This is a genomic window from Sphingobacterium phlebotomi (genome assembly GCF_008180195.1).
GTDB classification, from domain to species: Bacteria; Bacteroidota; Bacteroidia; order Sphingobacteriales; family Sphingobacteriaceae; genus Sphingobacterium; species Sphingobacterium phlebotomi.
The window spans coordinates 114138-137644 of sequence record NZ_VTAV01000008.1; the positions used below are offsets into that span (position 1 = coordinate 114138).

25 protein-coding genes are annotated in these 23507 nt (G+C 41.8%); 5 read left to right on the plus strand and 20 right to left on the minus strand.

The annotated features are described in order from the left end of the window. Window positions 1–133 precede the first annotated feature (133 nt). The 3 genes from FXV77_RS12675 to FXV77_RS12685 are packed head-to-tail and all read left to right on the plus strand — an operon-like array spanning window position 134 to window position 2685. Window positions 134–772, plus strand: coding sequence for an ABC transporter ATP-binding protein (locus FXV77_RS12675; protein ID WP_148919596.1), 639 nt, complete (start codon window positions 134–136; stop codon window positions 770–772). A 2-nt stretch (window positions 773–774) separates the two neighbouring features. Beyond that, on the plus strand, window positions 775–2169 hold the full coding sequence (locus FXV77_RS22540; protein WP_148919597.1) for an ABC transporter permease: 1395 nt from the start codon (window positions 775–777) through the stop codon (window positions 2167–2169). Window positions 2170–2199: 30 nt separating this feature from the next. Next, window positions 2200–2685 (plus strand): hypothetical protein, encoded by a 486-nt coding sequence (locus FXV77_RS12685; protein ID WP_148919598.1) that lies wholly within the window; start codon window positions 2200–2202, stop codon window positions 2683–2685. Between the two features lie 2 nt (window positions 2686–2687). On the opposite strand, the gene FXV77_RS12690 is transcribed toward FXV77_RS12685, so the two are convergent. The 9 genes from FXV77_RS12690 to FXV77_RS12730 all read right to left on the minus strand — a co-directional run bounded on the left by FXV77_RS12690 (window position 2688) and on the right by FXV77_RS12730 (window position 11438). Next, window positions 2688–3404 (minus strand): 16S rRNA (uracil(1498)-N(3))-methyltransferase, encoded by a 717-nt coding sequence (locus FXV77_RS12690; RefSeq protein WP_148919599.1) that lies wholly within the window; start codon window positions 3402–3404, stop codon window positions 2688–2690. A 7-nt stretch (window positions 3405–3411) separates the two neighbouring features. Beyond that, window positions 3412–4728 carry a hemolysin family protein gene (locus FXV77_RS12695; RefSeq protein WP_148919600.1) on the minus strand — a complete coding sequence of 439 codons (1317 nt, stop codon included), beginning with the start codon at window positions 4726–4728 and terminating at the stop codon, window positions 3412–3414. Between the two features lie 8 nt (window positions 4729–4736). Next, a complete protein-coding gene (locus tag FXV77_RS12700) occupies window positions 4737–5279 on the minus strand; it encodes an inorganic diphosphatase (protein ID WP_148919601.1) in 543 nt (180 codons plus the stop codon). A 34-nt stretch (window positions 5280–5313) separates the two neighbouring features. After that, window positions 5314–5949, minus strand: a complete 636-nt coding sequence (locus FXV77_RS12705) for a DedA family protein (protein ID WP_148919602.1) — start codon at window positions 5947–5949, stop codon at window positions 5314–5316. 68 nt (window positions 5950–6017) lie between these two features. Then, entirely contained in the window at window positions 6018–6428 is a 411-nt protein-coding gene (locus FXV77_RS12710; protein ID WP_148919603.1) for an HIT family protein, read from the minus strand. A 128-nt stretch (window positions 6429–6556) separates the two neighbouring features. Beyond that, window positions 6557–7030 carry a transcription elongation factor GreA gene (greA, locus tag FXV77_RS12715; protein WP_148919604.1) on the minus strand — a complete coding sequence of 158 codons (474 nt, stop codon included), beginning with the start codon at window positions 7028–7030 and terminating at the stop codon, window positions 6557–6559. A gap of 133 nt (window positions 7031–7163) precedes the next feature. Further along, window positions 7164–7862: a response regulator transcription factor gene (locus FXV77_RS12720; RefSeq protein ID WP_148919653.1), complete on the minus strand. Its 699-nt coding sequence runs from the start codon at window positions 7860–7862 to the stop codon at window positions 7164–7166. 4 nt (window positions 7863–7866) lie between these two features. Then, window positions 7867–9543: a sensor histidine kinase gene (locus FXV77_RS12725; protein ID WP_148919605.1), complete on the minus strand. Its 1677-nt coding sequence runs from the start codon at window positions 9541–9543 to the stop codon at window positions 7867–7869. Window positions 9544–9548: 5 nt separating this feature from the next. Further along, window positions 9549–11438, minus strand: a complete 1890-nt coding sequence (locus FXV77_RS12730) for a S9 family peptidase (protein ID WP_148919606.1) — start codon at window positions 11436–11438, stop codon at window positions 9549–9551. A gap of 104 nt (window positions 11439–11542) precedes the next feature. Between FXV77_RS12730 and FXV77_RS12735 the strand changes: the two genes are divergently transcribed. Next, window positions 11543–11833: a DUF4286 family protein gene (locus FXV77_RS12735; protein WP_148919607.1), complete on the plus strand. Its 291-nt coding sequence runs from the start codon at window positions 11543–11545 to the stop codon at window positions 11831–11833. 13 nt (window positions 11834–11846) lie between these two features. Here FXV77_RS12735 and FXV77_RS12740 read toward each other — a convergent pair whose 3' ends face one another. Then, window positions 11847–12146, minus strand: a complete 300-nt coding sequence (locus FXV77_RS12740) for a DUF983 domain-containing protein (protein ID WP_317132152.1) — start codon at window positions 12144–12146, stop codon at window positions 11847–11849. A 112-nt stretch (window positions 12147–12258) separates the two neighbouring features. Beyond that, a complete protein-coding gene (locus FXV77_RS12745; RefSeq protein WP_246162457.1) occupies window positions 12259–12528 on the minus strand; it encodes a hypothetical protein in 270 nt (89 codons plus the stop codon). A 190-nt stretch (window positions 12529–12718) separates the two neighbouring features. On the opposite strand from FXV77_RS12745, the gene FXV77_RS12750 reads away from it, so the two are divergent. Continuing rightward, on the plus strand, window positions 12719–13600 hold the full coding sequence (locus FXV77_RS12750) for an AraC family transcriptional regulator (protein ID WP_148919609.1): 882 nt from the start codon (window positions 12719–12721) through the stop codon (window positions 13598–13600). Here the strand turns inward: FXV77_RS12750 and FXV77_RS12755 are convergent. The 9 genes from FXV77_RS12755 to FXV77_RS12795 all read right to left on the minus strand — a co-directional run bounded on the left by FXV77_RS12755 (window position 13597) and on the right by FXV77_RS12795 (window position 23501). Continuing rightward, window positions 13597–14376 carry an SDR family oxidoreductase gene (locus FXV77_RS12755; RefSeq protein ID WP_148919610.1) on the minus strand — a complete coding sequence of 260 codons (780 nt, stop codon included), beginning with the start codon at window positions 14374–14376 and terminating at the stop codon, window positions 13597–13599. The two genes, FXV77_RS12750 and FXV77_RS12755, sit on opposite strands and share 4 nt — an antisense overlap. Before the next feature lie 6 nt (window positions 14377–14382). After that, window positions 14383–15300 carry a Gfo/Idh/MocA family oxidoreductase gene (locus FXV77_RS12760; protein WP_148919611.1) on the minus strand — a complete coding sequence of 306 codons (918 nt, stop codon included), beginning with the start codon at window positions 15298–15300 and terminating at the stop codon, window positions 14383–14385. Further along, window positions 15297–16241, minus strand: coding sequence for an aldo/keto reductase (locus FXV77_RS12765; protein ID WP_187444123.1), 945 nt, complete (start codon window positions 16239–16241; stop codon window positions 15297–15299). The genes FXV77_RS12760 and FXV77_RS12765 overlap by 4 nt, the downstream gene beginning before the upstream one ends. An 8-nt stretch (window positions 16242–16249) precedes the next feature. Continuing rightward, complete coding sequence (locus FXV77_RS12770) at window positions 16250–17050, minus strand: HpcH/HpaI aldolase family protein (protein WP_148919612.1); 801 nt, start codon at window positions 17048–17050, stop codon at window positions 16250–16252. Continuing rightward, window positions 17047–18291 (minus strand): MFS transporter, encoded by a 1245-nt coding sequence (locus tag FXV77_RS12775; protein WP_148919613.1) that lies wholly within the window; start codon window positions 18289–18291, stop codon window positions 17047–17049. The genes FXV77_RS12770 and FXV77_RS12775 overlap by 4 nt, the downstream gene beginning before the upstream one ends. Before the next feature lie 84 nt (window positions 18292–18375). Continuing rightward, window positions 18376–19284: a hypothetical protein gene (locus FXV77_RS12780; protein WP_148919614.1), complete on the minus strand. Its 909-nt coding sequence runs from the start codon at window positions 19282–19284 to the stop codon at window positions 18376–18378. A gap of 22 nt (window positions 19285–19306) precedes the next feature. Next, window positions 19307–21130: a beta-N-acetylhexosaminidase gene (locus FXV77_RS12785; protein WP_148919615.1), complete on the minus strand. Its 1824-nt coding sequence runs from the start codon at window positions 21128–21130 to the stop codon at window positions 19307–19309. Between the two features lie 42 nt (window positions 21131–21172). After that, window positions 21173–22294 carry a family 43 glycosylhydrolase gene (locus tag FXV77_RS12790; RefSeq protein ID WP_148919616.1) on the minus strand — a complete coding sequence of 374 codons (1122 nt, stop codon included), beginning with the start codon at window positions 22292–22294 and terminating at the stop codon, window positions 21173–21175. A gap of 40 nt (window positions 22295–22334) precedes the next feature. Further along, complete coding sequence (locus FXV77_RS12795; RefSeq protein WP_148919617.1) at window positions 22335–23501, minus strand: sialidase family protein; 1167 nt, start codon at window positions 23499–23501, stop codon at window positions 22335–22337. Between the last annotated feature and the right edge of the window lie 6 nt (window positions 23502–23507).

Consider the following 23507-nt stretch of genomic DNA (forward strand, 5'->3'; position numbering starts at 1 on the left):
ACTTGTTTGTTAATAAATTATTAACACCCCTTCGAACAGATTGTATTTTTTTCGTTAAATCCTAGCATCCCTCTTTTGTTTATTCGGAGTTGTGTATAATAGTTAGTAATTTGGTGCCTTAAAACAACAGACTATGGCAGATACGGTACTATCGTCCGTCCGATTAAGTTACCAATACCCACAAGGTGTTAAATTGGACTTTCCTGACATCCATATAGTAAAAAACCAACATAGCTTGCTCTTGGGAGACTCTGGAACAGGTAAGACCACGCTTTTGCATTTATTGAGCGGACTGTCCAGACCTACTACTGGAGAGGTTCACCTGATGAATCAATCGTTGTATACCATGCGTGGAACTACGCTGGATGCTTTTCGGGCAAAAAATCTTGGCTTTATATTTCAAGAAGCGCATCTTCTACGAAACCTTACTGTAACAGAAAATATCAAGTTAGCGCAAAGCTTGGCTAAAAATCCAGTGGATGAACAAGCTATTATCGAGCTATTGGATTATCTGCAATTAAAAGACAAAGCTCATGTATTGCCAAGCCAATTGAGCCGCGGACAAAAACAACGTGTTGCTATCGCCAGAGCAGTCATTAATCGTCCAGGTCTATTGTTAGCTGACGAGCCCACAGCATCGCTGGATGATACGAATACCGACTTGGTTCTGCAATTACTTTTCAATATCGCTAGCAACTACGGTTCCACCTTGCTCATCGCCACCCACGATAAGCGTATAAAAGACCAATTCGCCAACTCTTATCAACTGTAGCCATGAATAATTTGCAACTCGTCTGGAAAAACATTACCCAACAGCTCGGTTCCACCCTACTCAGTATATTACTCACCGCTTTTGGTGTAGCCATTTTATGTGTCATTTATATTACGGGAGACACCTTTGAAAAACAACTGACAAGCAATACAAAAAATATAGATCTTGTCGTTGGGGCAAAAGGAAGTCCGCTACAACTCATTCTAAGCTCACTCTACCATGTAGACAACCCTACCGGAAATATTGCTTTGGCACAAGCTAGACAACTCGGCGAAAACCCTTTTATCGAAATGGCTGTTCCCATTTCTTTGGGGGATAACTTCAAAGGTCATCGTGTCATCGGTACAGAACCATCTTATCTGGAGCTCTATGGCTTATCCATAGAAAGCGGAGAACTATGGAAAACTTCTTTTGAAGCTGTAATAGGAAGCGAGGTAGCGCGTAAAAGAGGTCTGGGGATAGGCGATGAATTTTTTACCGTGCACGGTCTTTCGGAAGATGGGCATGTACACGACGATCACCAGTTTAAAATAGTCGGTATTCTGGAAAAATCGGGGTCTATTGTGGACAACCTTATCCTGTGTAATCTGGAAAGTGTATGGGATGTCCATGGACTCCACCATGGTGACCATGACCATGACCATGACCACAGCCACGATCACGACCATGAACATGGGGAACAGCATGTCCATGAGCACAGTCACGAAGATGGACACCAACATGATCACGACCACGACCACCATGCACATGAACATAAGCATGACGCAGAGGTACCCAACCCTGAAGAACTGGTTTCCGAAAAACCAAACGACCTATTTGTCAAGAGTATCGGAGCGGATATGTTGGAAGATCGTGGTGAAGAAGTGACCGCCTTGTTGATCAAATATAGTTCGCCAGCAGCATTGGGAGTCATCCCGCGGTTGGTAAACGAATCTACGGATATGCAAGCCGCTTCTCCTGCAATCGAAAGTACACGCCTGTTCTCGCTATTAGGTGTAGGACTGGATTCACTTGCTATCTTAGCTTATATTATCATGCTCATCGCCGGCTTAAGCGTGTTCATTAGTCTTTATAACGCGTTGAAAGATCGAAAATATGACCTTGCTATCATGCGCTCCATGGGTGCATCTCAAACTAAACTTTTCGGTCTGGTATTAGTCGAAGGATTAGTGATTACATTGATAGGCGGCATAGTAGGATTATTACTTGGACACGGGGCTTTATATCTAATCGGTCAGCAAACCACTGAAAGCGCCGATTTTATAGAGGCATTTAACATTCATGGACAAGAGCTATTTTTAGTTCTTGCTGCATGTCTATTGGGCATCTTAGCAGCAATCATTCCGGCTATTAAAGCCTACAAAACATCCATTTCAACAATTTTAGCAGATAGGTAATTAGAAAGTTAGATTAGTTAGTTAGACACCATGAAGAAGACCACGATATTAGCATGTATTATCACACTATTCACCTTCGGTATAGCGAAAGCTCAAATCGGGCAATTTCCAGAGATGAACGTGCCCGACCATACCCCCATGATGAACAGTACTTGGGAGGCCATCGACAAGATGATGTATAAAGTAACCACGGAGAACAATAAAAAAGTATACACGCCCCATTATCCACCCGCTCTAAAATCGTTAGAGAATAAAGTGGTGGAGCTTCCCGGCTATCTCGTTCCGTTAAACAGCGGTCGCAATCACCAGACTTTTATGCTTTCGGTGCTTCCCGTCATGCAGTGTGCTTTCTGCGGAAGTAACGGTATCCCACCCATGGTCGAAATCTTTATGAAGAGCGAATCTGTAAGATTTACGGAGGAACCTATTAAGATAAAAGGAAAAATGGTATTTAATCCGGAACCTCTAAAAGGGAATGCAGAGATTCAAATAGTAGATGCCGTGTTGATAAAGTAACGTCAACGGTTTAAAACCGCAATCTCCAAACAGCAAGCTACGGCAGCAGTTTCGGTACGAAGACGACTATTGCCCAACGAAATTGGTTGATACCCTAATGAAAGTGCCTGTGTAATCTCACTTTCAGAAAAATCACCTTCTGGACCAATCAAGATAATGTACTTACCTGCCGGAAGGCAAGTATCTGTTAAATATTGCTTTTCGCCCGCAGCACAATGCGCAATAGCTTTAGCGGTATATTCTTCCGCTTTTATCTGTTCGAAAAACTGTGGTAGGGAAGTCACGGGGTTTATTTTCGGGAGATACGCTTTAAGAGATTGTTTCATAGCAGAAACCACCACTTTATTCAAACGTTCTATCTTGACTTCCTTCCGCTCTGAATGGGTCGACACAATAGGCGTAATCTCCTGTATCCCGATTTCCGTGGCTTTCTCTAAAAACCACTCCATCCTATCCATATTTTTAGTCGGTGCGACAGCCACATGCAAATAATAAGCGGGTTTTTCATAATCCTGCTCTACACGCAGTATAGATAATGTGGTTCGCTTAGGATGTGGATCCAGGATTTTGGCCTTATACCATCCTCCGACGCCATCAATCAGATATATCTCATCGCCCGCCGTCAAACGCAACACCCGAACAGCGTGCTTACTTTCATCTTCGCTGAGCATAAACTCCCTATAGTGCGGTTCAATGGTGGGCGTATAAAATAGATGCATACTTTATTTAATCTTCATCAATATCATCGTATGGTGTCTCCATCAATTCCAATTTCACAAATTCTATGTTCTGTTGGGTTTTCTTGATAATAGTAAATGAATATCCAACTGCTTCCCGGACTTCACCGACATCGGGAATCTTCTCGAAATAATGGCTTACTAAACCTGCCATGGTATCATAGTCAGAACTTTCGGGTAGTTCTAGGGGCAAATAACCGTTAACATCATGCACACTCGCTCCGGCATCTACCATATACTCGGTTTCCGAAATTTTCTCCACAACGGGTGTTTCCTCATCATACTCATCTTGAATCTCCCCAACTAATTCCTCTACGATATCTTCTAGCGTCACCATTCCCGCCGTGCCACCAAATTCGTCCAAAACAATGGCAATCTGAATCCGCTTTTGCTGAAATTCAGCCATCAAATCATTGATTTTTTTTGTTTCCGGAATAAAATAGGGCTTACGTATAATATTCTTTAAGACAACCTCCTTACCCTGCACAATAATCGGCAGTAAATCTTTGGTGTGTACAATGCCGACAATCTGATCTATATTGTCGTCATAGATGGGGATACGGGAATAGCCTTCCTCCGTAGCCGTCGTGATGAGTTCTTCGGCCGTATCTGTAATTTCTACCGCAACGATCTTGGTACGTGGAACCATGATATTCTTCACAATACGTTCATTAAAATCAAAAACGTTCTTAATGAGTTCATGTTCTGCATTATTCAATGCTCCACTTTCTTTTCCTTTTTCCAAGAGATACTGTAACTCTTCGGAAGAGTGATGTGCTTCATGGGCGTTAACTTCGATGCCGATTAAACGTAATAGGAAATTAGCAAACCCATTCAGTAACCAAATAATGGGTTTGAAAATATAGTAAAAAAACTGAAGCGGTGCAGCAATCCGCATAGTCGTTGCTACCGGTCGCTGTATGGCGATAGATTTCGGAGCCAGTTCACCAAAGACGATATGCAAAAAAGTAATAATACTAAATGCAAGGACATGCCCTAAGTTTTTTGCTACCGTTCCGGTCAATTCGACGTTGAACAATCCAAAAAACTCGTGTACAATACGCGTCATTACAGCCTCTCCCACCCATCCGAGCGCAAGAGAGGCCAATGTAATCCCTAACTGTGTAGCTGCTAAATAGCCATCTAAGTGTTCGGTGATATTCTTTGCAATTTTGGCTACTTTACTTCCTGATTTTGCCTGAAGTTCAATCTGCGAAGCCCGAACCTTGACAATTGCAAATTCCGCAGCTACGAAAAAACCATTAGCTAAAACCAAAAATACCGTCCAAAAAACATCGAGAGCCATGCTACAGATTATTTATTACCGAATTCTTTCTTATATAGTTCGATACTTTCCAATAAAATTTCCTGTGCACGTTCACGACCGTGAATACCGTCTACGCTCACTTTTTTCTTTTCAAGCGCTTTATAGCTTTCAAAAAACTGAACGATTTCCTTCATGATATGCGGCGCTAAATCTTCCATTTCATTCAGATAACTATATTTCGGATCGTGTTTAGCTACAGCAATAATTTTATCATCCTGTTCTCCGCCGTCAACCATATTCATCACACCGATTACCTTAGCCTCTACCAATGTCATCGGCAAGATATCTACCGAGCAGATAACCAAGATATCCAATGGGTCTTTATCGTCACAATAGGTTTGTGGAATAAAACCATAATTGGCGGGGTATACAACAGATGAGCTTAGAACACGATCCAATAAAAGAAGACCCGTTTCTTTGTCTAATTCATACTTCCCTTTTGAGCCGTTTGTAATTTCAATGATTGCATTGACCGAATTTGGCACGTCGCTTCCAGGAGCTATCTGATGCCAAGGATGTTGTTTGTTCATTAATTAATTAACGTTACTGTTATTACTGTTTGTTTTATTTGTTTCTTTTCTTTAACCACCTCTTAAGCAATGCAATGACAATAGGTAAAAATGCGATAACAATCAACCCGACGATGATGTATTCTACATAATTGATAATAGCGGGAAACTTAACGCCTAGAAAGTATCCTGTCAACGTGAGCAAGCTAACCCATAAAAGTGCTCCTGCAACATTGTAGAAAACGAACTTCCGAAAGTTTAGTTTTACCACGCCCGCAAATATGGGCGCAAAGGTACGAACAATTGGCACAAAACGACCTATGACGAGCGCAGTTCCGCCGTATTTCTGGTAAAATTCTTCCGCCATGATGACGTACTTACGCTTAAAAAGAAGAGAATCTTTTCGTTTAAAGAGCATGGGGCCCGTTCGATAACCAAACCAATAACCGGTAAAATTTCCTAAAATGCCTGCGCCGAGGATACCTAGATACATCGTTACGATATCAACATCTATTTTCCCTAATGCACAAAATAAGCCCGCTAGAAACAGCAAATAATCTCCTGGCAAAAAGAAGCCGAAGAATAGGCCCGTTTCAGCAAAGACAATCAGTACGACAATATAAAACCCACCATGGCTTAATAAATATTCCGGATCCATCAATTGCTGAAAGGACAGCCATAAATCTTGCATAATTTCTATTTAGTCTATCAGCAAAAACTGATCTAAAATCTTTTCGTTTCTCAATTAGATATTATCACTTACGCATTCGTCACTTCCGAAATGGCTTCCCGAATGTCTTCTGCTATTTTCGCCATTTCATCACTTGGTAGATTTAATTTAGGACGAGCAAAGTTCATGTCGTCCACCTCATTTAAAGGGATTAAATGAATATGAGCGTGTGCTACTTCCAAACCGACTACAGCGATGCCAACTTTGCGACAAGGAAACACCTTTTTTATACCCTGAGCCACAATCTTTGCGAATACCCACATACCCATATATTCATCGTCATTAATATCAAAGATATAATCTGTTCCTTTTTTGGGGATTACTAATACATGGCCTCTAGCCAGCGGACTAACATCCAAAAAAGCCAAATAATCAATACTTTCCGCTACCTTATAAGCTGGGATCTCACCCGACACTATCTTTGAAAAAATTGTTGACATCTTTTATCTTTTTTAAAGAAAAACACACAAATATAAAAAAACGGTTGCAAGATTTAGCAACCGTTTCAAATTATCTTCCTTAAACGATGTGCGGTTATGGCAGAAACCGCACATAACCGTTCATCTTTTTACCTTGAGATTTCCAAGATTTCGAACTCCAGGACACCTGCAGGCGCTTCCACCTGGGCAACCTCTCCCACAGATTTACCAAGGAGTCCCTGTGCAATCGGCGATTTCACAGAAATTTTCCCGGCCTTTAGGTCAGCTTCTGTCTCCGAAACCAACTGGTACGTCATTACAGCATTGTTTTTCTTGTTCTTAATCTTCACGTAAGATAAAGCCAATACCTTTGACGTATCTAGATTAGATTCGTCAATTAAGCGTGCGCTCGCCAAAACGCCTTCTAACTTAGCGATCTTTGCTTCATGCAAACCTTGTGCTTCTTTTGCGGCATCATACTCCGCATTTTCAGATAAATCTCCCTTATCTCTTGCCTCTGCTATCGCTTTAGCAATGTTTGCGCGGCCTTCTGTTTTTAGATGCTGTAACTCCTGCTTCAGCTTATCTAATCCCTCTTGTGTGTAATAAGTTACTTCTGCCATATTTTTACATTATTTGTTTTCAAAAAAAATTTAAAAAAAAGACAAGACCATACCGCCCTTTGTCAGGACAACATGGTCTTGCTCATTATTTGCTAAGATAGCAAGCAACTTCTATAAAAGCAAATTTCTTTTGTTATTCTTCCTCGTCTGTACCGATAAACTTATACCCTAACCCTCTGACAGTCTGCAAATAATGCGGTTTATCGGGATTGGTTTCGATTTTCTTGCGAAGGCGTACCACATGCATGTCCAATGTCCGTGTATTTACATTGGAGCTATACCCCCAAACAACCTCCATAAGCTCTTCCCGTGTAATTTCCTTACCCACATTTTGAAGAAAATAAAGCAATATCCGATTTTCCAAAATCGTCAATTCTATTTTGCGCCCATCTCTTACCAAGGAATGTATAGTGGGATGGTGTTCTGTTTTGCCAAAAGTATAAATATCACTGTTTTTAGGCAAAAAGAACCGCACTTTGTTTTCAATCATCGCCACCAACACATCCATGTTGAAAGGTTTCGTAATGTAATCGGTTACACCATAACTGTAAGCATCAATTTTGTCCACATCCTGTGACTTGGCTGTCATCATGATAATGATATTCTCAAAGCCAGCTTTACGTACCGATTCACAAACATCAATACCCTCTTTTCCAGGAAGCATCCAATCCAGGAGAACTACATCGGGTTTCTCTTGCAGTATTTGTTCTTCAGCCTCCAAACCATTGGCGGCCTGAATAACCTTATATCCTTCTGTTTGCAAACGGTGTGTTACCAAGAAACGTAAGTTTTCGTCGTCTTCTATTACCGCAATCGTGATATCTTTACTCATCATATTATTTAGTTCTTTTTGGTCCTAAAGGCAAGAACAATGTAAAAGTTGTGCCTTGACCGGGCAAACTATCCACTTTAATTTCTCCACCCATGAAATCTACAATTTCCTTGCAGAACGCTAAACCTAGACCAATACTACCTTGTTGGTTGAATTGGTTCTTTACCCTATAAAATTTTTTAAAAATACTATTAAATTCCTTCTTATTTATGCCTATTCCTTTATCTTTAAATTTTATAACAAAATTTTTCTTGTTTTGTTGCACATCAATATGTAGGAACTTACGTTGCGGTTCCGAATATTTATAAGCATTGTCAATCAGATTTTGGAACACGCTCAATAAAAGCGTTGTATCCACCATCATATTGTTTTGGACATCGATGGTATAGGAAAAGTTTAAATCAGGATATTTTAGTCTGACAGCTTCAAAAATCGGCTCACAGAACTCTTCTGCTTCTACCTCTTCTTTATTTGGTTTGATTGATTTGTTCTCAATCTGTGCAAATGACAATAATTTGTTCATCAAACTGTTCAGTTTATCCGCCTCTTGATCTAAAATCTTCCCATACATGCGTTGCTCTTCCGTCGACAGCTTCTCGCTGCTCTGAATGTTGTTTCCAGCAATCTTGATAACACTGACAGGTGTTTTAAACTCATGCGTTAGGTTATTGATAAAATCATATTGTAGTTGGAATAGTCTACTATTAATGGTTACATTCCGATAAATCAGATAGGCAATCAAGATCAATATAAGATATACACCCGATATACCAAGGCTGACTGGAAAGAATCTCCTGTTAATTTCTTTATTAATAAACACTTCGGAACTTGTATACTGCAATTTATAATCGGACAATGCCCCGGGAAGAGGGAGTTCCGTCTGCAAGTAAAAATGCTTATCACTCACACTACCAGATACAATAGGCAATATCTCTATTTTTTCATATAAATTTAGGGCTACGTTTTTAATTTGAAGCCTGCTCGGATCAATTAAAAACATGAACATATCCTGATCATACGCTACAACCGTTGTATCCGGAATCGACATCATACGTTTATAAACTAACAAATCGGAAATACGCGGGATATTCATGTAGGTCACCTTGCCCGGATTCAACGTATAAAAAACCCGGTAGATATCGTCGTCCGACATACTGGTCGATTCGTTCACCCGATCCAAGAAGCCAACGAACTTTAGCACCATAGTGTTAAAGTCGTCTATATAGACACTTGTTTGTGTCTTTTCGGGACGTTGGGCAATAAGCCTATTATCCTTATCCAAATGAAAAGAAGTAATACTCTTAGGATAAAGAAGCAAGTGGTTATACTTAATTCCTGACGCTATAGAATCGGAGTTCGTAATGGCAATATCGTAAAAAAGGACACGATCAACAAAAGCATATTTCCGAATCACATCATTGACGTAAGATGCTGCTTTTATAGAATCCAAATATCCTTGATAATACGATATTTCTGGGATTTTATCATTAAAGAACTCGTGAAAAGGCTGCACCGACCTATCGAATACCTCTACTTTTCTATTATTAAACTCTGTCTCGATGAGATTGATTATCATGGATCGTGCAGCAAGCATAACGACACCAAATAACATGGTCACCAATATTACAAAAGCAATCAGCAACCCAAAGTTCTTTCGGTATTTAAGCTGGTTATACGCCATGCTGCTTATAGATACTTGTTCAAAAAGGCCTCTACTTCTTGATAGTAGTTTATAATGTTTTCTTCACTTCTAAATCGCCGTCCCTCCTCTTCTCTATATATATACTTAATCGGCACATTATTGTTTTTCATTTTTTGTACAAATTGGTTCGCATCCGTCAACGAACTAAACCTATCTTTTCCGCCTTGCGCAAAGAGTACAGGAATCTTCACTTTATCGGCATGGAAAACAGGCGAGATTGCTTTGAACATTTCATATTCCTTACTTGGATTACCAATGATATTATAAAATAAACGGACGTACTGCTGGTGATAGGGTGGTATCTCTCTAAAATAAGTGAAAAGATTCGTATATCCAGACATCGAGATAGCGCATTTATAAAAGGAAGAGTTATATGTGGCCGCATGTAGCGCGGAATACCCTCCAAAACCACTTCCCATGATGGCCACCCTATTTTTATCAACGATTCCCTGATGAATCAGCCAGGTAACACCGTCGATCATATCAGCTTGTATCTTTCCTCCCCATTCTTTGAAACCAGCTGTCCAAAATTTCTTTCCATAACCCGCCGACCCTCTATAGTTCAATTGAAAAACCAAGTAGCCTCTGTTTGCAAGAAACTGTACCTCCGCATCGAAGTTACTTGTTTCGCGACGATTTGGCCCATCATGTACTAATACCACTACCGGCAGTTTCTCCCGTTTTCCAGTCAACGGATAAGTAAGATATCCGTGCAACGTCAAGCCATCTCGGCTTTGAAAACTAACCGTTTCCTTCGGAGACAAGGTTGCCGTTAATAATTTCGGATTCATTTCTTCCAGCAACTCCGCTGTATCCTTTAACACATCATAATGATAAATTCCACCTGCGTGCACATCGGTATAAACTTTAACGATCCAATGATACATACTTGTATCTGTATCCAGTATATCAATAGATTGGTTATCGAATTTAGCAGACAATTTGTTGAAATTTTGCTGAAAGGTTGGATGAAAGAAATGTCTTTTTACCTTATTAATAGTATACTGGCTAAAAATAAGTTCTTGCAAGTGGTCGGAATAACCAACCGGCTCAAGATCTACCTCTGAATTTTCGAATATTAATCGCTCTTCTTCTCCGGTAGATACGTTGTATTCCACCAATGACAACCTATCTCTATTGTCGTTAGACAACGCATAGATATGGGTATGGGAGTCCTTCACAAATCCCAAAGGTCTTATCAATGTCTGGTAATCCGTGGTAGTAACCTGTTGAAAAGGCATATCTTCTTCTGCTCTATACAAGATACTTTCTTGCACACTATCATTGGTCATTGCCAATCGTACTTTCCCATCTGGTGAGGCAAACCATTTGGAAATATTGCCAGGGTTCCGTGTTAACAACTGTGGAGCGGAACCATCTACGAAAATTTTATATAAATCGAATGCAGTCGAATCCCGATTGTTCAGCGTGGCGAGCAAATAATTACCATGGAGTGTGTGCGGTGCTAGCCAGCGTAATCGGGCATTCTTCGTTGGTAATAAAGGGGTCGTTTTTTCAGAATCGACCAAAACGCTATAAATGCGCAGGCTATCTTGCGGAGAATGACTATTGGAATATACGATCAGCGAATCGGAAGCCCAGAAAAAATACTGTACATTCATATCCGACTGATAGGTAAGTTGCTTTGATTTATTTTTGTCCTGCAAATCCAAAACAAAAATATTCTTACAATGGTCGTCTACTCCCAAATAAGCAATCCGACGACCATCTGGGGATAGTTTGAAGTTACTTTTTTCCGGCTTTACGAAAAAATCTTCAACTGGGATTAATTTGTTCGTATTTTGCTTATTTCCACATGAAGCCGAAACGACAAATAAACCCACTGCAAATACCCAAAGCAAAAATCTAAACATATTCCAATCCTATTGCAGTTTCAAATATTGTTATTTTTTTATAAAATATAGTATGTGCAACCTTATTTTTACAACGCTACAGCATAAATCCCCTATCTTTGTATATGATTTTATACAACATCTCCATCATTGTCGAAGACAATAGCCACGATCAAGTGGTCAATTGGCTTAAATCACACTTACGTAAAAGTACCTACGAAACAACGTTTTTGAAAATGTTGGATTCTCCACACGAAGGAAACACGTATTGTGTACAATTTTTAGCTGCAGACGATAATGTAATCCTCAAATTCCAAGAAGATGTAGTGGCCGAATTGCAAGGGTATCTGACGGCACATCACACCGAGAAGGCTTTTATTTTTGACAGTAAGATGCAATATCTATCGTTGGACTAACGATTAAAAAACGTTAGTCTACCTCTTTGTCTAATGCCTCTTGGTAGGCTGGACTATATACAATTTTTGGGGAAAGGTAATGCAATAATACCAAACGGGAATATCGAAGATTAAAAGGCGCAAAAATCAATATGGCTGCGAATAGCACAGAGACATAGACCCAGGGAGACTCACTATGCGTAAACATTGCCGTAGCCAAACCTAGCGTAACCACCTCCCCCACGGAAAAAGCATAGCTCACATACATTGCTGCATAGAAGTAACCTGGCTCTAATTCAAACCTCAACCCGCAATGCGGGCAATGTTCGTTCATTTTCTGTTTTTTAAAGCCATATGTCGGGCCCTCAAATACCTTCCCAATCCTGCATTTTGGACATTTAGACTGCACCATCGCAGTAAATCTAGACGTTGCCATGTAATTAGATTTATTCCCCGAAAGGTGAGACTTTTTTCGAATTGCTCTTACGGTATTTCTTATACCAAAGTATACCTATCCCTATGGCGATCAAATAAGGAATAGCCAATAAAAAGAGGATACCATCGTTTAGCCCCTTACCTTGCGTGTTACCGTTGGTCGCACTATTTTCCGCATTTAAGGAACACATGGCACATTGAGCGGATACTTCGGTATAGCATAAGCTACCCAACACGACGAGCATCGCCACAATCAAAAAGGGTGTCCATTTCGAAATCATGCACAAAAATACCAAAATTTTATGGTTTACCACAATTTGAAATGAGCGACCAACTAAAATCATGTTATCACCGGTAAACCATGATAGTATTTTTTACATGTATAATCTTATTTTTCAAAAATAACACCTGATTATTGTTTCATCAATTCAAAAGGCGTAAATTAGTATCATACACCAGGTAAACAACATTATGAAAGCCGTAGAATATAGATTACCAAAAGAGTTTGATAAATCATTCATCGTATTCAAAGAGCAAGGTCTGTATTTTCCTTGCCCTTGGCATTATCATCCGGAATATGAGTTTGTTTTGGTTAACAAAAGTAGCGGACGCCGTATGGTTGGAGACCATATCGGTACATTTTTACAGGGAGATCTTGTACTCATGGGACCATCGCTCCCACATGTATGGGTAAATGACCAAAAATACTTTGAAAAAGAAAATACGGAAACAGCTGACGCCGTCGTTGTACACTTTTTAGAAGATTTTTTAGGCCAGAATTTTTTGACACTACCGGAAACCGACTCTTTAAAAAAAATACTTAACCTTTCTAACAGAGGACTGGTTATCTTGGGGCACACGCGTTATCGGATTACAAAAATCATGAATGACATGCCTAACCAAAACGGGTTGAAACGACTTTCCTCTCTTTTCGAAATATTTGATATTCTGGCAAACAGTTCGGAATATGAACCTCTTGCCAGCCCATCTTATATGGAAAACACCAGAGACATGTATTCCGATAGGTTCAGTAAAATAACCGAGTACATTTTACGTAACTTCCACCGGGAGATCGCACTTAAGGAAGTCGCCGACCAAGCCAATATGGCAACAACGACTTTCTGCAATTTTTTCAAAGAGCATTTTAGAATGACATTTGTGGAATACCTGAACGCTATACGCATTGGTCATGTGTGCAAACTTCTGGCTGATAAGGATAAAACGATTATATCTGTTGCCTATGAATGTGGTTTTAACAACTTAGCGAATTTCAACCGGCAGTTCAAAAGGCTTAAAGATATGACGCCAAAAGAATATAGGAAAGCCCTGGAAGGGGAACCGATGATTGCTTAAGCGTTCAGCCCGCCGTCCAACAATACATTTTCGCCATTGATGTATTCTCCAGCCTTTGACATCAATAAGACAACCAACCCTTTAATGTCATCGGTATTAGCCATTCTACCTAATGGTACTTTTTTACAGTAGTTCGTCACAAACTGCTCCGGTTGATTATTAAATAATCCCCCTGGGCTAATGCAGTTGAAGCGTATATTTTTACCCGTCAACATCTTGGTCATATAGCGCGACAGATTAATCAATCCGGCATTATGAAAGAAATAGTCCGCAGGTAAATCTCCCATACCGGTTGTTCCTTCATAATTGCTCAGGTCGGGTCCCTTCATCCCCATCATGGATGCGATGTTAACGACGCTCCCTCCCCCTGATTGCACAATCAAATCACTTAATTCTCGCAGTAAAAAGAACATACCTGTGGCGTTTGCACGCATAGAAGCCTCAAACTGTTCAATGGGTGCACGGTAACCTTTAACAGGTCTGGAAACGGCGTTATTGACAAAACCATCTAATCCGCCATAACGCTCTATAATATTGTGCTTCAACATCAACATCGATTCGTAATTGTCTTGATCAACTTCCATGGCATCGACCAGCAATCCTTGTTCTCTAAATCTTTGAGCTGTCGTTTCCGCCCGTTTCAAATCACGGGATGTGGTGATTACCGTAGCGTCCGCTTCTGCTAAGCCTTCTACAATACACTTCCCGTAGTTTCCAGAGCCTCCGGTAACAACAATAACCTTATCTTTTAGGCTTAATAGTTCTTTTACATTCATCTTATTCTATAATAACACAACTCTTCCTCCTTGGTCGTAACTCTCCTTAGCACCGATCAGTATCGTCATCAACTGCTGTGTCTTTTTAAAACACAAGCGCGGTTTTCCTTCCTGAACCGAACGCACAAACTCGATCATATTGTCCCGAAACATCGAATAGGAATTGCGGATATCGACCAGCTTCCATCCCTCCTGCCCAAAAAATGTCACTTGAAAAGTTCCGGAAATATGCTGGTATAGATGCAGCATAATGTCCGCTCCGCTGTCCAATCGCACATGGACTATTTCTTTATCTAGTTCGCCAATATGTTGTACACTGATGGGACGCGGATCGTCCAGCACACTAAAAACAGCTTCCAATAAATGAATACCATATTTTTTCCAATCCTTCTTTCCTACAGCCGTCACCAGTTCGATTTTGCCCAACGCTCCCAATTCCTGTTTTGCAATACGACATTCATTCGCATAGCGCATGGACGAACAAGACATGATAAAGTTTCCTTGCTCCACTTGTGCAGCAAACCAATCTACATCATCCTGTGAATAAACCAATGGTTTGTCTATAAAAATCGGAACACCTACCTCTACAAATGGCTTTGCCATAGCGACATGATTTTCCGGATCATCACGGCCTAAAATAACCGCATCTACCTCCCCGATCATATCCACCATATTATTGACGACTTTTGCGATACCGGATGAGTGGGCAATACTTTCTGCGATTTCTCTTTCCTGGCACCACACGTGAGTCACAACGGCTTCGGGAATACCCAACGTTTCTTTATTGGCCTCCAAATAGGTTGCTACCGCCGGATACCCTACTTGACTAATCTCGTCCCCATCAAACTGACCATTGATAATGGATGACCATGAATAAGGATGGGCATTCCCCTCGCTCATACCAATGATCCCTAACTTTATCATAACCAACCCTTTCTATCCCATTCGGCGAGATTTAAAAATGAGGGATCGGGATATTTCATTTGCTTTGATTCTTCAAAAAGTTCGGCTGAAAATTCCTTGTCCTCCAAATTTTGAATACTAGCATACAAATATTCTTCTTTGTCAATGCCGACCAATACACTGGATACTTGAGGATGTTTCAAAGCGAACTTGGTGGCATACGACGGAAAGTTATCAAAATGTGCTTCAGCAATAGTCCGATACGCTTCCAAATGGTTTTCTACCTCTTTCAATGCTTCATGCATTTTAAACTTCCGTTCGGTTAGCATTCCTCGCATTAATACGGAGCGGACAATAATACCTATGCCTTTCTCGCTAGCATCTTGAAAACAATCGCCATGTGACTGATCCATAAGGTTAAATGGCAGTTGAATAGCATCCCAAATTTCCGACTGTATTGCTTTAGCCGTTTCTTCTACTTTATAAACCGAAACTCCGATATTTTTAACATGACCTTCGTCCTGTATTTCAGAAAACACACGAACCACATCTTCATTTTGGAGGATATCCATATCCGCATAATGTACCATGAACAAATCAATATAGTCCGTTTTCAAGTTTTTTAAACTCTCTTCCAAGGATTTTTCGACAATATGTTTCAACTCCGAATAAGCAGGAATATTTCCTTCTTCATCCTTAAAATGTACACATTTAGTCGCCAAAACCACTTGATCACGAATACCTTGAAATGCTGTGCCCATCAGCCGCTCACTTTCACCATAATGTCTTGCTGTGTCAAAGAAATTCACACCCAATTCCACCGCCTTTTGCAACAATCGGATAGCAGATGTTTCATCTGGCATCTCGTGCGCTCCCAAACCATAAGGCATACCTATTTCCACCCCACCAAAAGCGATCTCGGAAATCGAAAGCCCTGTTCGCCCTAATATTCTTTTTTTCATCGCGTTATTTATTGTTCCAGATACGATTTGCCTTTATTACCCGTTGAAGTGCCAAATGCTTTCGCCGTATCCCGACAGTAGTTGGTCAATCCCACGACGTCGGCTCCTACACTTACAAAATCATACCCCATATCCAACAACTCCTGTAAATTCGCCGGAGAACCTACTGTACCTGCGAACTTTCCATTTTCGCGAGCTACCTCTGCCACCCTTTTGCGCGTCTCCAATAACAATGGGTGATCCCACTGTCCTGGAGCACCAATACCTTGGCTAAAATCTCCTGGCCCAAAGAATAGCATGTCAAAACCTTCGAGTTGCGCAATTTCTTCCAGTTCATCCAGAGGCTCGGGATCTTCAATTTGTAATACAACAAAACGCTCTCGATTTGCCGTTTCCAGGTACGTATTGAAATCCATTGCCGTATAGGCACCATCCGCATTTCCGCCGTCGATAGGGCGTTTTCCCTGTGGATGAAACCGCACCGTATGGATGACTTTCTTTGCATCTGCTGCGCTCATGATATGAGGTACCATAATACCCGTCGCGTCCAATTCCAACGGTTTGATATAATCGCTGTAAGCTCCTCTGGGCACTCTTACCATTAAGTCGGTATCGTGTGCTTTTGTTGCCCACACGTGCGAAGCGATAACCGACCAATCTTGACCAATATGTTCTAAATCTACCCAGACACAGTCGAATCCACTGATAGCAGCTATTTCCACAGATTGCGTGTCTTTTAGATTAACCTTAAAGCAACTCGCCGTTTCGCCTGTTCGCAATTTTTGTAATATCTTACTTCTTCTCATCATGTTGTTTTTTCAATTTCATCACCCTCGTTTTTCGGTTTCAAACGGAACAATAGGAATGCACAAACGATCATGCTCAATGCTGCCACCTGAAAAATAATACTGAGGTTTACCTGTCCATCCCGTAATGCACCAGCAACATATATTCCTATACCACCAATGATGCAACTACAAAGGTTCAAGAATCCGTAACCTGTAGCAAGATAACGCTTATCGGCAATTATCCCTAAGATAGGCATCATATTCGCATCAATGAAAGGCCGTGTCAGTGCATATATTAGGAAACCACCTATCGTAGCCCATAAGAGTGTTGTATAACTTGCTATAAATATAGCTGGAACAGCAATCAGAAAGCCAATTGCTGGCAACCATATCCGGGCTCTGCGGTTTGTCTTTGACCACCAATCCGCTATCGCCCCACCTAATATCACACCGACAAGCATAACCGGAAAAAAATATGCCGTAGAATACAGCCCAGCTTCCGTTTGTGACAGATTGAACTGTTCTTTATAATAGGTAGGAAGCCACCCGTTTATCATCCAGCTGATTGCTCCTGCTAATCCCCATATCACGACAACCGTTACAAACGCTCGATTACGGAATAGGCTCTGTATAGCCAATTTAAAATCTATTTTTTCTGGTATTTCATCCGTGAAAACAGCTGCTTTAACAGGCATTTCCTTGCGGTCTTTTAATAAGAACATCAGCCCCACCGCGTAGATTACACCTATAACGCCAAAAATATGAAAAGCATAATGCCACGTATGCGTTTCAGCAATCCAACCACCGATAAATCCTAAACTTTGTCCGATCATCACACCCCCTACATGCAATCCTACGGCCGTAGATTTTGTCCTGTCCGAATGCCAATCCATAATCAGTGCCATTGCCGCCGGTATATAAAAAGCTTCACTAATACCCATTAGTGCCCGCGCAGCCAATAAATACTCAAACGAAGTTGCGAGCGAGGTCAACCATGTCACCAATGACCAAACGAATAAACTACCGATAATAACGATACTTCGGTTAAAACGATCGGCAATATAACCTGCCACAGGGCTGGTGAAACCATATACCCACAGGAAGACGGAGGTCAGCAGCCCAAACTGTGCATCTGTCATCGGTATCTCCTCAATGATACTGCTGCGCATCGTGACGATCATCATCCGGTCTAGATAGTTAAGGCAGCCTATAACACATAGGAGTCCGACAAGCAACCAAGGATAGTATTTTCGATTAGTCATGAATATCACATTAAAAGTGCGTGTTGAACAAATATAAGGGAATAGCCCTACTTCCGTGATATGCGATTTAACGAATTACTGGTACTATTTTACACATTCCAACACTTTAAATGCCATATACGCTGCTGTAGCATGAAGATCAGTATTATAACCTCCGCTTTTCATATCACGCATAGCGGTATACAAATCTGCTACAATCTTTCGATCATTAAGATCACCTTTTTGCGCCAACGCCATCATCATGTGCGGTATAGCTTCCCCTTCATTTCGCATAGCATACAACTCTTCCTTTAATGACCGCGTCACACTGACAGACTGGTTTTCCGGACCGGCAATCAACAATGTCGCCAAAAGATTACTACGTAAGGCAATTTTCATATCTTCCTTCCTCATCCAAGCCTCTATTTGCATATATTCGTCGTCTGCCAAAGGACCAATATACCGAAGGATATAAGACGTCACGTGCATTTCAAGTTCTGTCAGTCTCTCACTAACCAAATCCTTGATAAGTACATGTTTTACTTCTTGCTTTGTTTGTTCTGATCTTAACGCATAATTCCAAAGCGAATATAACTGAAAAGAACCTTTATCACCTTCTGGTTGATCTTGCACCACGGGCACCTGTAGCTTTGCTAATGTTTCAATAGCATGGAGTCTGTCCTTACCTTCAGGATTACGGTAGGCTGCTATAATCTTATCAATCCAATATTGCTTATCCTTTTTATCTACAGCTGTCTGCGCCAATACCCGCCAAACACCTATACGATATTTAGGAATGCGAGCAAATCGCTCCTCTTCTTTCAAAAATTCAGTACGTACCTCTTCTACATAGCAATTTTCCCATAGCAGAAACTCAGCTGTATGTACTTTTATCCATTCTTTTTCGGAATATAAAAGTGTCTTTAAATCTGTTAATGCCATTTGTTTAGTTTGCCCTATACTGCTTAAAGGAATACTAATCAATAAGAGTAAACCCGTTTGAAATCCTGTCATATCCTTTAAATAGTCTGTTTCTCTAAAAATGTACTATTGACCGGACGCTTACCGGGCTGATCCGTTGGCCGTCTTTAAATGTAGCAGCACGAACTGTTTTTTGTACAGGCACCTCAAATGGGCCTTCGAATCTGTTTGACTGAATGGTGGGTTCACTGCCATCCAATGTATAATATATCTCCGGTTGATAACTATCTGTTAATAGGTTAACGGTTGACGTGTTACGGCCTGCATCGTCCGTAACTTCGAAATAAACCTGGTATGCACTGCGGGAATAGTTGATCCCTTTCTGTTCATAACGGTCATATTGCTCTTCCAGGCGTCTTGTAAAATCCTCCCAGTCCTTCCCTTCCGCATTGCTCCAGGCGATCTCCGCCAGTGCTGCCCCTCTGGGGTAGGTCATATATTCGTTATCGTCCGGCGCATGAATGTATTCGCTCCATAAATTTCCCTGCACGCCCAAGATGTACTTCTGTTCTTCAATGGTAAGCTCTTCCGGTACGGGTTCATAGCCATATACTTTTCGCAGCGGTATATGACCCCATATGGCGTAGGGCTCCAGATAGGGCTCCCCTTGAAAATAATCAAAATACATGTGCGAGGTCGGCGTCATCACCACCGGATGACCCATCTTCGCTGCGGCTATTCCACCTTTTGTCCCACGCCACGACATCACCGCTGCATTAGGCGCTAGCCCGCCCTCCAGTATCTCGTCCCACCCGATTATTTTTCTTCCCTTACTATTCAAGAATCTTTCCACTCGGGTTATAAAGTAACGCTGCAGTTCGTGTTCGTCTTTAAGGCTTTCCTCCTTTATACGTTTTTGGCAGTGTGGACAGGCCGACCAGCGTTTTTTGGGTGCTTCATCACCGCCAATATGGATGGTTTCACTTGGAAATAATTCCATCACTTCTGCAAGTACATTTTCGAGGAAAACAAACACTTCTTCTTTTCCCGCACAGTAGATATCTTCCTGTATCCCCCATTTTTCTGGTATTTGAAAGGGACCGCCCGTGCACGACATATCTGGATAAGCCACCAAGGCCGCAAGCGAATGTCCCGGAAGCTCTATTTCAGGGACTACCGTTACATAACGGTCCTTGGCGTAGGCGACCACCTCCCTGATCTCTTCCTGCGTATAAAAACCACCGTGGGGATTACGGTCGATATTGTTTCCCGGTTGGAAGTTTGTCCCCGCCCGCCAGGCACCGACCTCGGTCAGACGGGGATATTTCTTTATCTCTATCCGCCAGCCGTGGTCTTCTGTCAAATGCCAGTGAAACACATTCAGCTTGTGCATGGAGAGGTAGTCGATAAATTTCTTGACATATTCCACCGAATAGAAATATCTCCCCACATCCAACATCAATCCTCTCCAGCCAAAACGCGGTTTATCGACGATAGACAGGGATGGCAACAGGATTGATTTCCTTTGATCTGTGGGGAGAAGTTGGTAGATGGTCTGGATACCATAGAATATACCGTTAGCTTTAGCCGCTTGGACAACGATTTCTTGATCGGTAACAGATAGTCTGTAGCCTTCATCGCCCAGCGTATCGGATACAATTTTTAAAAGGATGGTTTTCCCTTTCCCATCTGGTTTTCCTTTCTTTAAGGATAACCCCGTACGGTCATACACGCCCTGAAGAAAAAGATCTGCCAGTTTATCAAGCTCGGCGTCTGTCTCATCTGCTTTGACAGTTACGTTCCGATCCAACTTGAAATAGCCAGCATGCTGCTCCATTTGCAAAGGCTGCGGAATCAGTGATAGTTGCTGATCGGATTCCTGCGCACCCACTTTAAAACAGAAAAAAGTAAATACGAGGAAATAAAAAATCTTTGCCATATTTTCGGTTTATCTTACGCTACCGTATCCTTGTGAATCTGTTTATTTCTTCTTAAATACCGGTGCCGGCCTTTCGGTGACACTGGGTGAGTTCCCTTCAATCACAGGCCATCCATCCGTCCAGGTTACCTTATCCAGCATCAGTACCCTTCGGGTGGCCCCGCTAGAAACTTTTGCCTTTTCTTTATCTATTGCATGGTATATAAACCAGTCCGTACCCTCATCATCGGCGATCAAACGTGCATTGTGACCGGGACCGGCATACACCTCGTTGCCCTGTAGAAATAATGTCCCATTTCCACGTTCCCGGATATCCTTTCCGTTTTTGTCCAGATAAGGTCCTGCAAGCGTCGTGGACCGGGCAATCCGGACATGGTATGTACTGGCTGCACCGTCACAGCAGTGCCCTCTTGACCCAAAGAAATAGTAATATCCATCCCGTTTGTGCAGCACGACCGCTTCGAAATCTCCTGCGGCGATTTTAAACTTTTTGCTCAGGTCAGGAACCGATCTACCATCTGAGGAAAGCTCTATGCCATATGTCCCCTGATTGGATGCGTTACTATAGCTCCCCCAAAACAGATATTTTTTCTCCCCTTCTTCCCAATACAGCGGATCGATGGAATTAGGCACACCAACCTCACTGGTGAAAAACAGTTTACCCTGATCCACAAACGGTACGGACGGACTAGGGGATGTCGCTAGGCCTATTGCGGGATTGGCATCTGCCCATGCAGAATAGGAATAATAAAGGTAATACATGCCATTGACCCTGGCGAGGTCCCCCGCCCATAGAGAACTTTCCTTTTCCCTTTCTTTCTTCCACGTTGGCTTGGATATAAAGGCATCACCCACGATCGTCCAGTTCACCAGATCCGTTGACTTCAGTGTCGGCATCAGCCGGTGGCCTTGGCCGTCACCCCAATCGTCTGACGTACCAATGGCGTAAAAAATGCCGGTACTGGGATCTCGGATAACCGTCGGATCAGCTAATATCGGCTCAAAAACCGGATTCGTATAATTGCCCGAAACCTCTTCCTTTGTTTCCTCTTCCGGCTCAGGGGGCTTTTCCTCCTTGTTATCCTGACTACTGCCTTTTCCACATCCAATAAGGCAGACCGTTATGGCAAGCAATATGCCATATTTCAAATGTTTATTTCTCATGGTATTTATTGAAATTTAGTATAACGCCTCTGGAATACGTTTACTTCTCTTTTTGAGGTTCCACTTCCAAAATACTACCTGCAATGTATCGTGGGCCATCGTCTTGATTATAATAATAAACGACCAAAACCCGGTTCTTGTCCAATTGTACAGACCAAGGATAACCGATATCCCAACTGCCACCGTCCTCCCGGATTACAAATTCCTCAGCCGTAGCAAAATCGGTACACTCTGCATTTAAAATCCGGGCACGAATGCCGAAGGGTTGGTGCCGGTATCCATAAACTACGAAAACTCTATCGTCCGGTAATCGCATCGCCTGTAAAGGATGCCCTTTAAATCCCATGCTTTCCCATTTGAAGGTCTTTCCGCCATCAGTAGAACGTGCGATACAAGCTTGATCATCATACCTCCCCGTGCGCATAAATGCCACGACATCCCCTTTTGGCGTTTCATAAACCGATGTTTCGTTGAACGAGATGTTGTCATCCTTAGCTACCACACCCGAATACGTCCAAGTCAACCCTTTGTCATGAGAGATCAATAAGTAGTTGGATGTTTTGCCCGGGCGATCGTGCGCGGCCACTACCCACAACACTCGACCATCTTTTGTTTCGTACAACGCTCCGCGATTATAGGCCGACAGGGGCTGTCCAAAGGGGTCATAATGTCTCTCATCCGGAACGTTGACTGGATAATGAGGACCTTGCCAGCTCTTCCCTTTATCGGTTGATCGCATGACGTACCCACCCAGAAAAGTAAAACCACCTGAATTAAACAATGGCTTTTCTGGAACTTCTAAACTTTTATCAACAGTTGTCCAGCCATAGCTGGCACAAAGCAATGTACCGTCTTTCAACTGAATCATACAGGGATCTTGCGACCCACCAAATGCATGGGCGTAGAGTAATTCCGGAGATGTAGACCACTGCTCGCCGTCTTTGGATTTTAACGTCACCAGATAGCTATTATGATCCACATGTGAAATCTTCTCGGTACCGAATATACGACGATTGGGAGCCTGTCGGAACGCGACAAGGAATTCGCCATCTTTCTTTTTTATGACAGAAGGAAAAGCATTATAAAACAATGTATCTTGATAGACAATGATATCCTTCACTTTCTTTATGGTATGCGATTGTCCAAAACCTACTTGCGAAGAAAGCAATAGGGCCATGGTTAATCCAACTATTCTATTTCTTTTCATGATGTT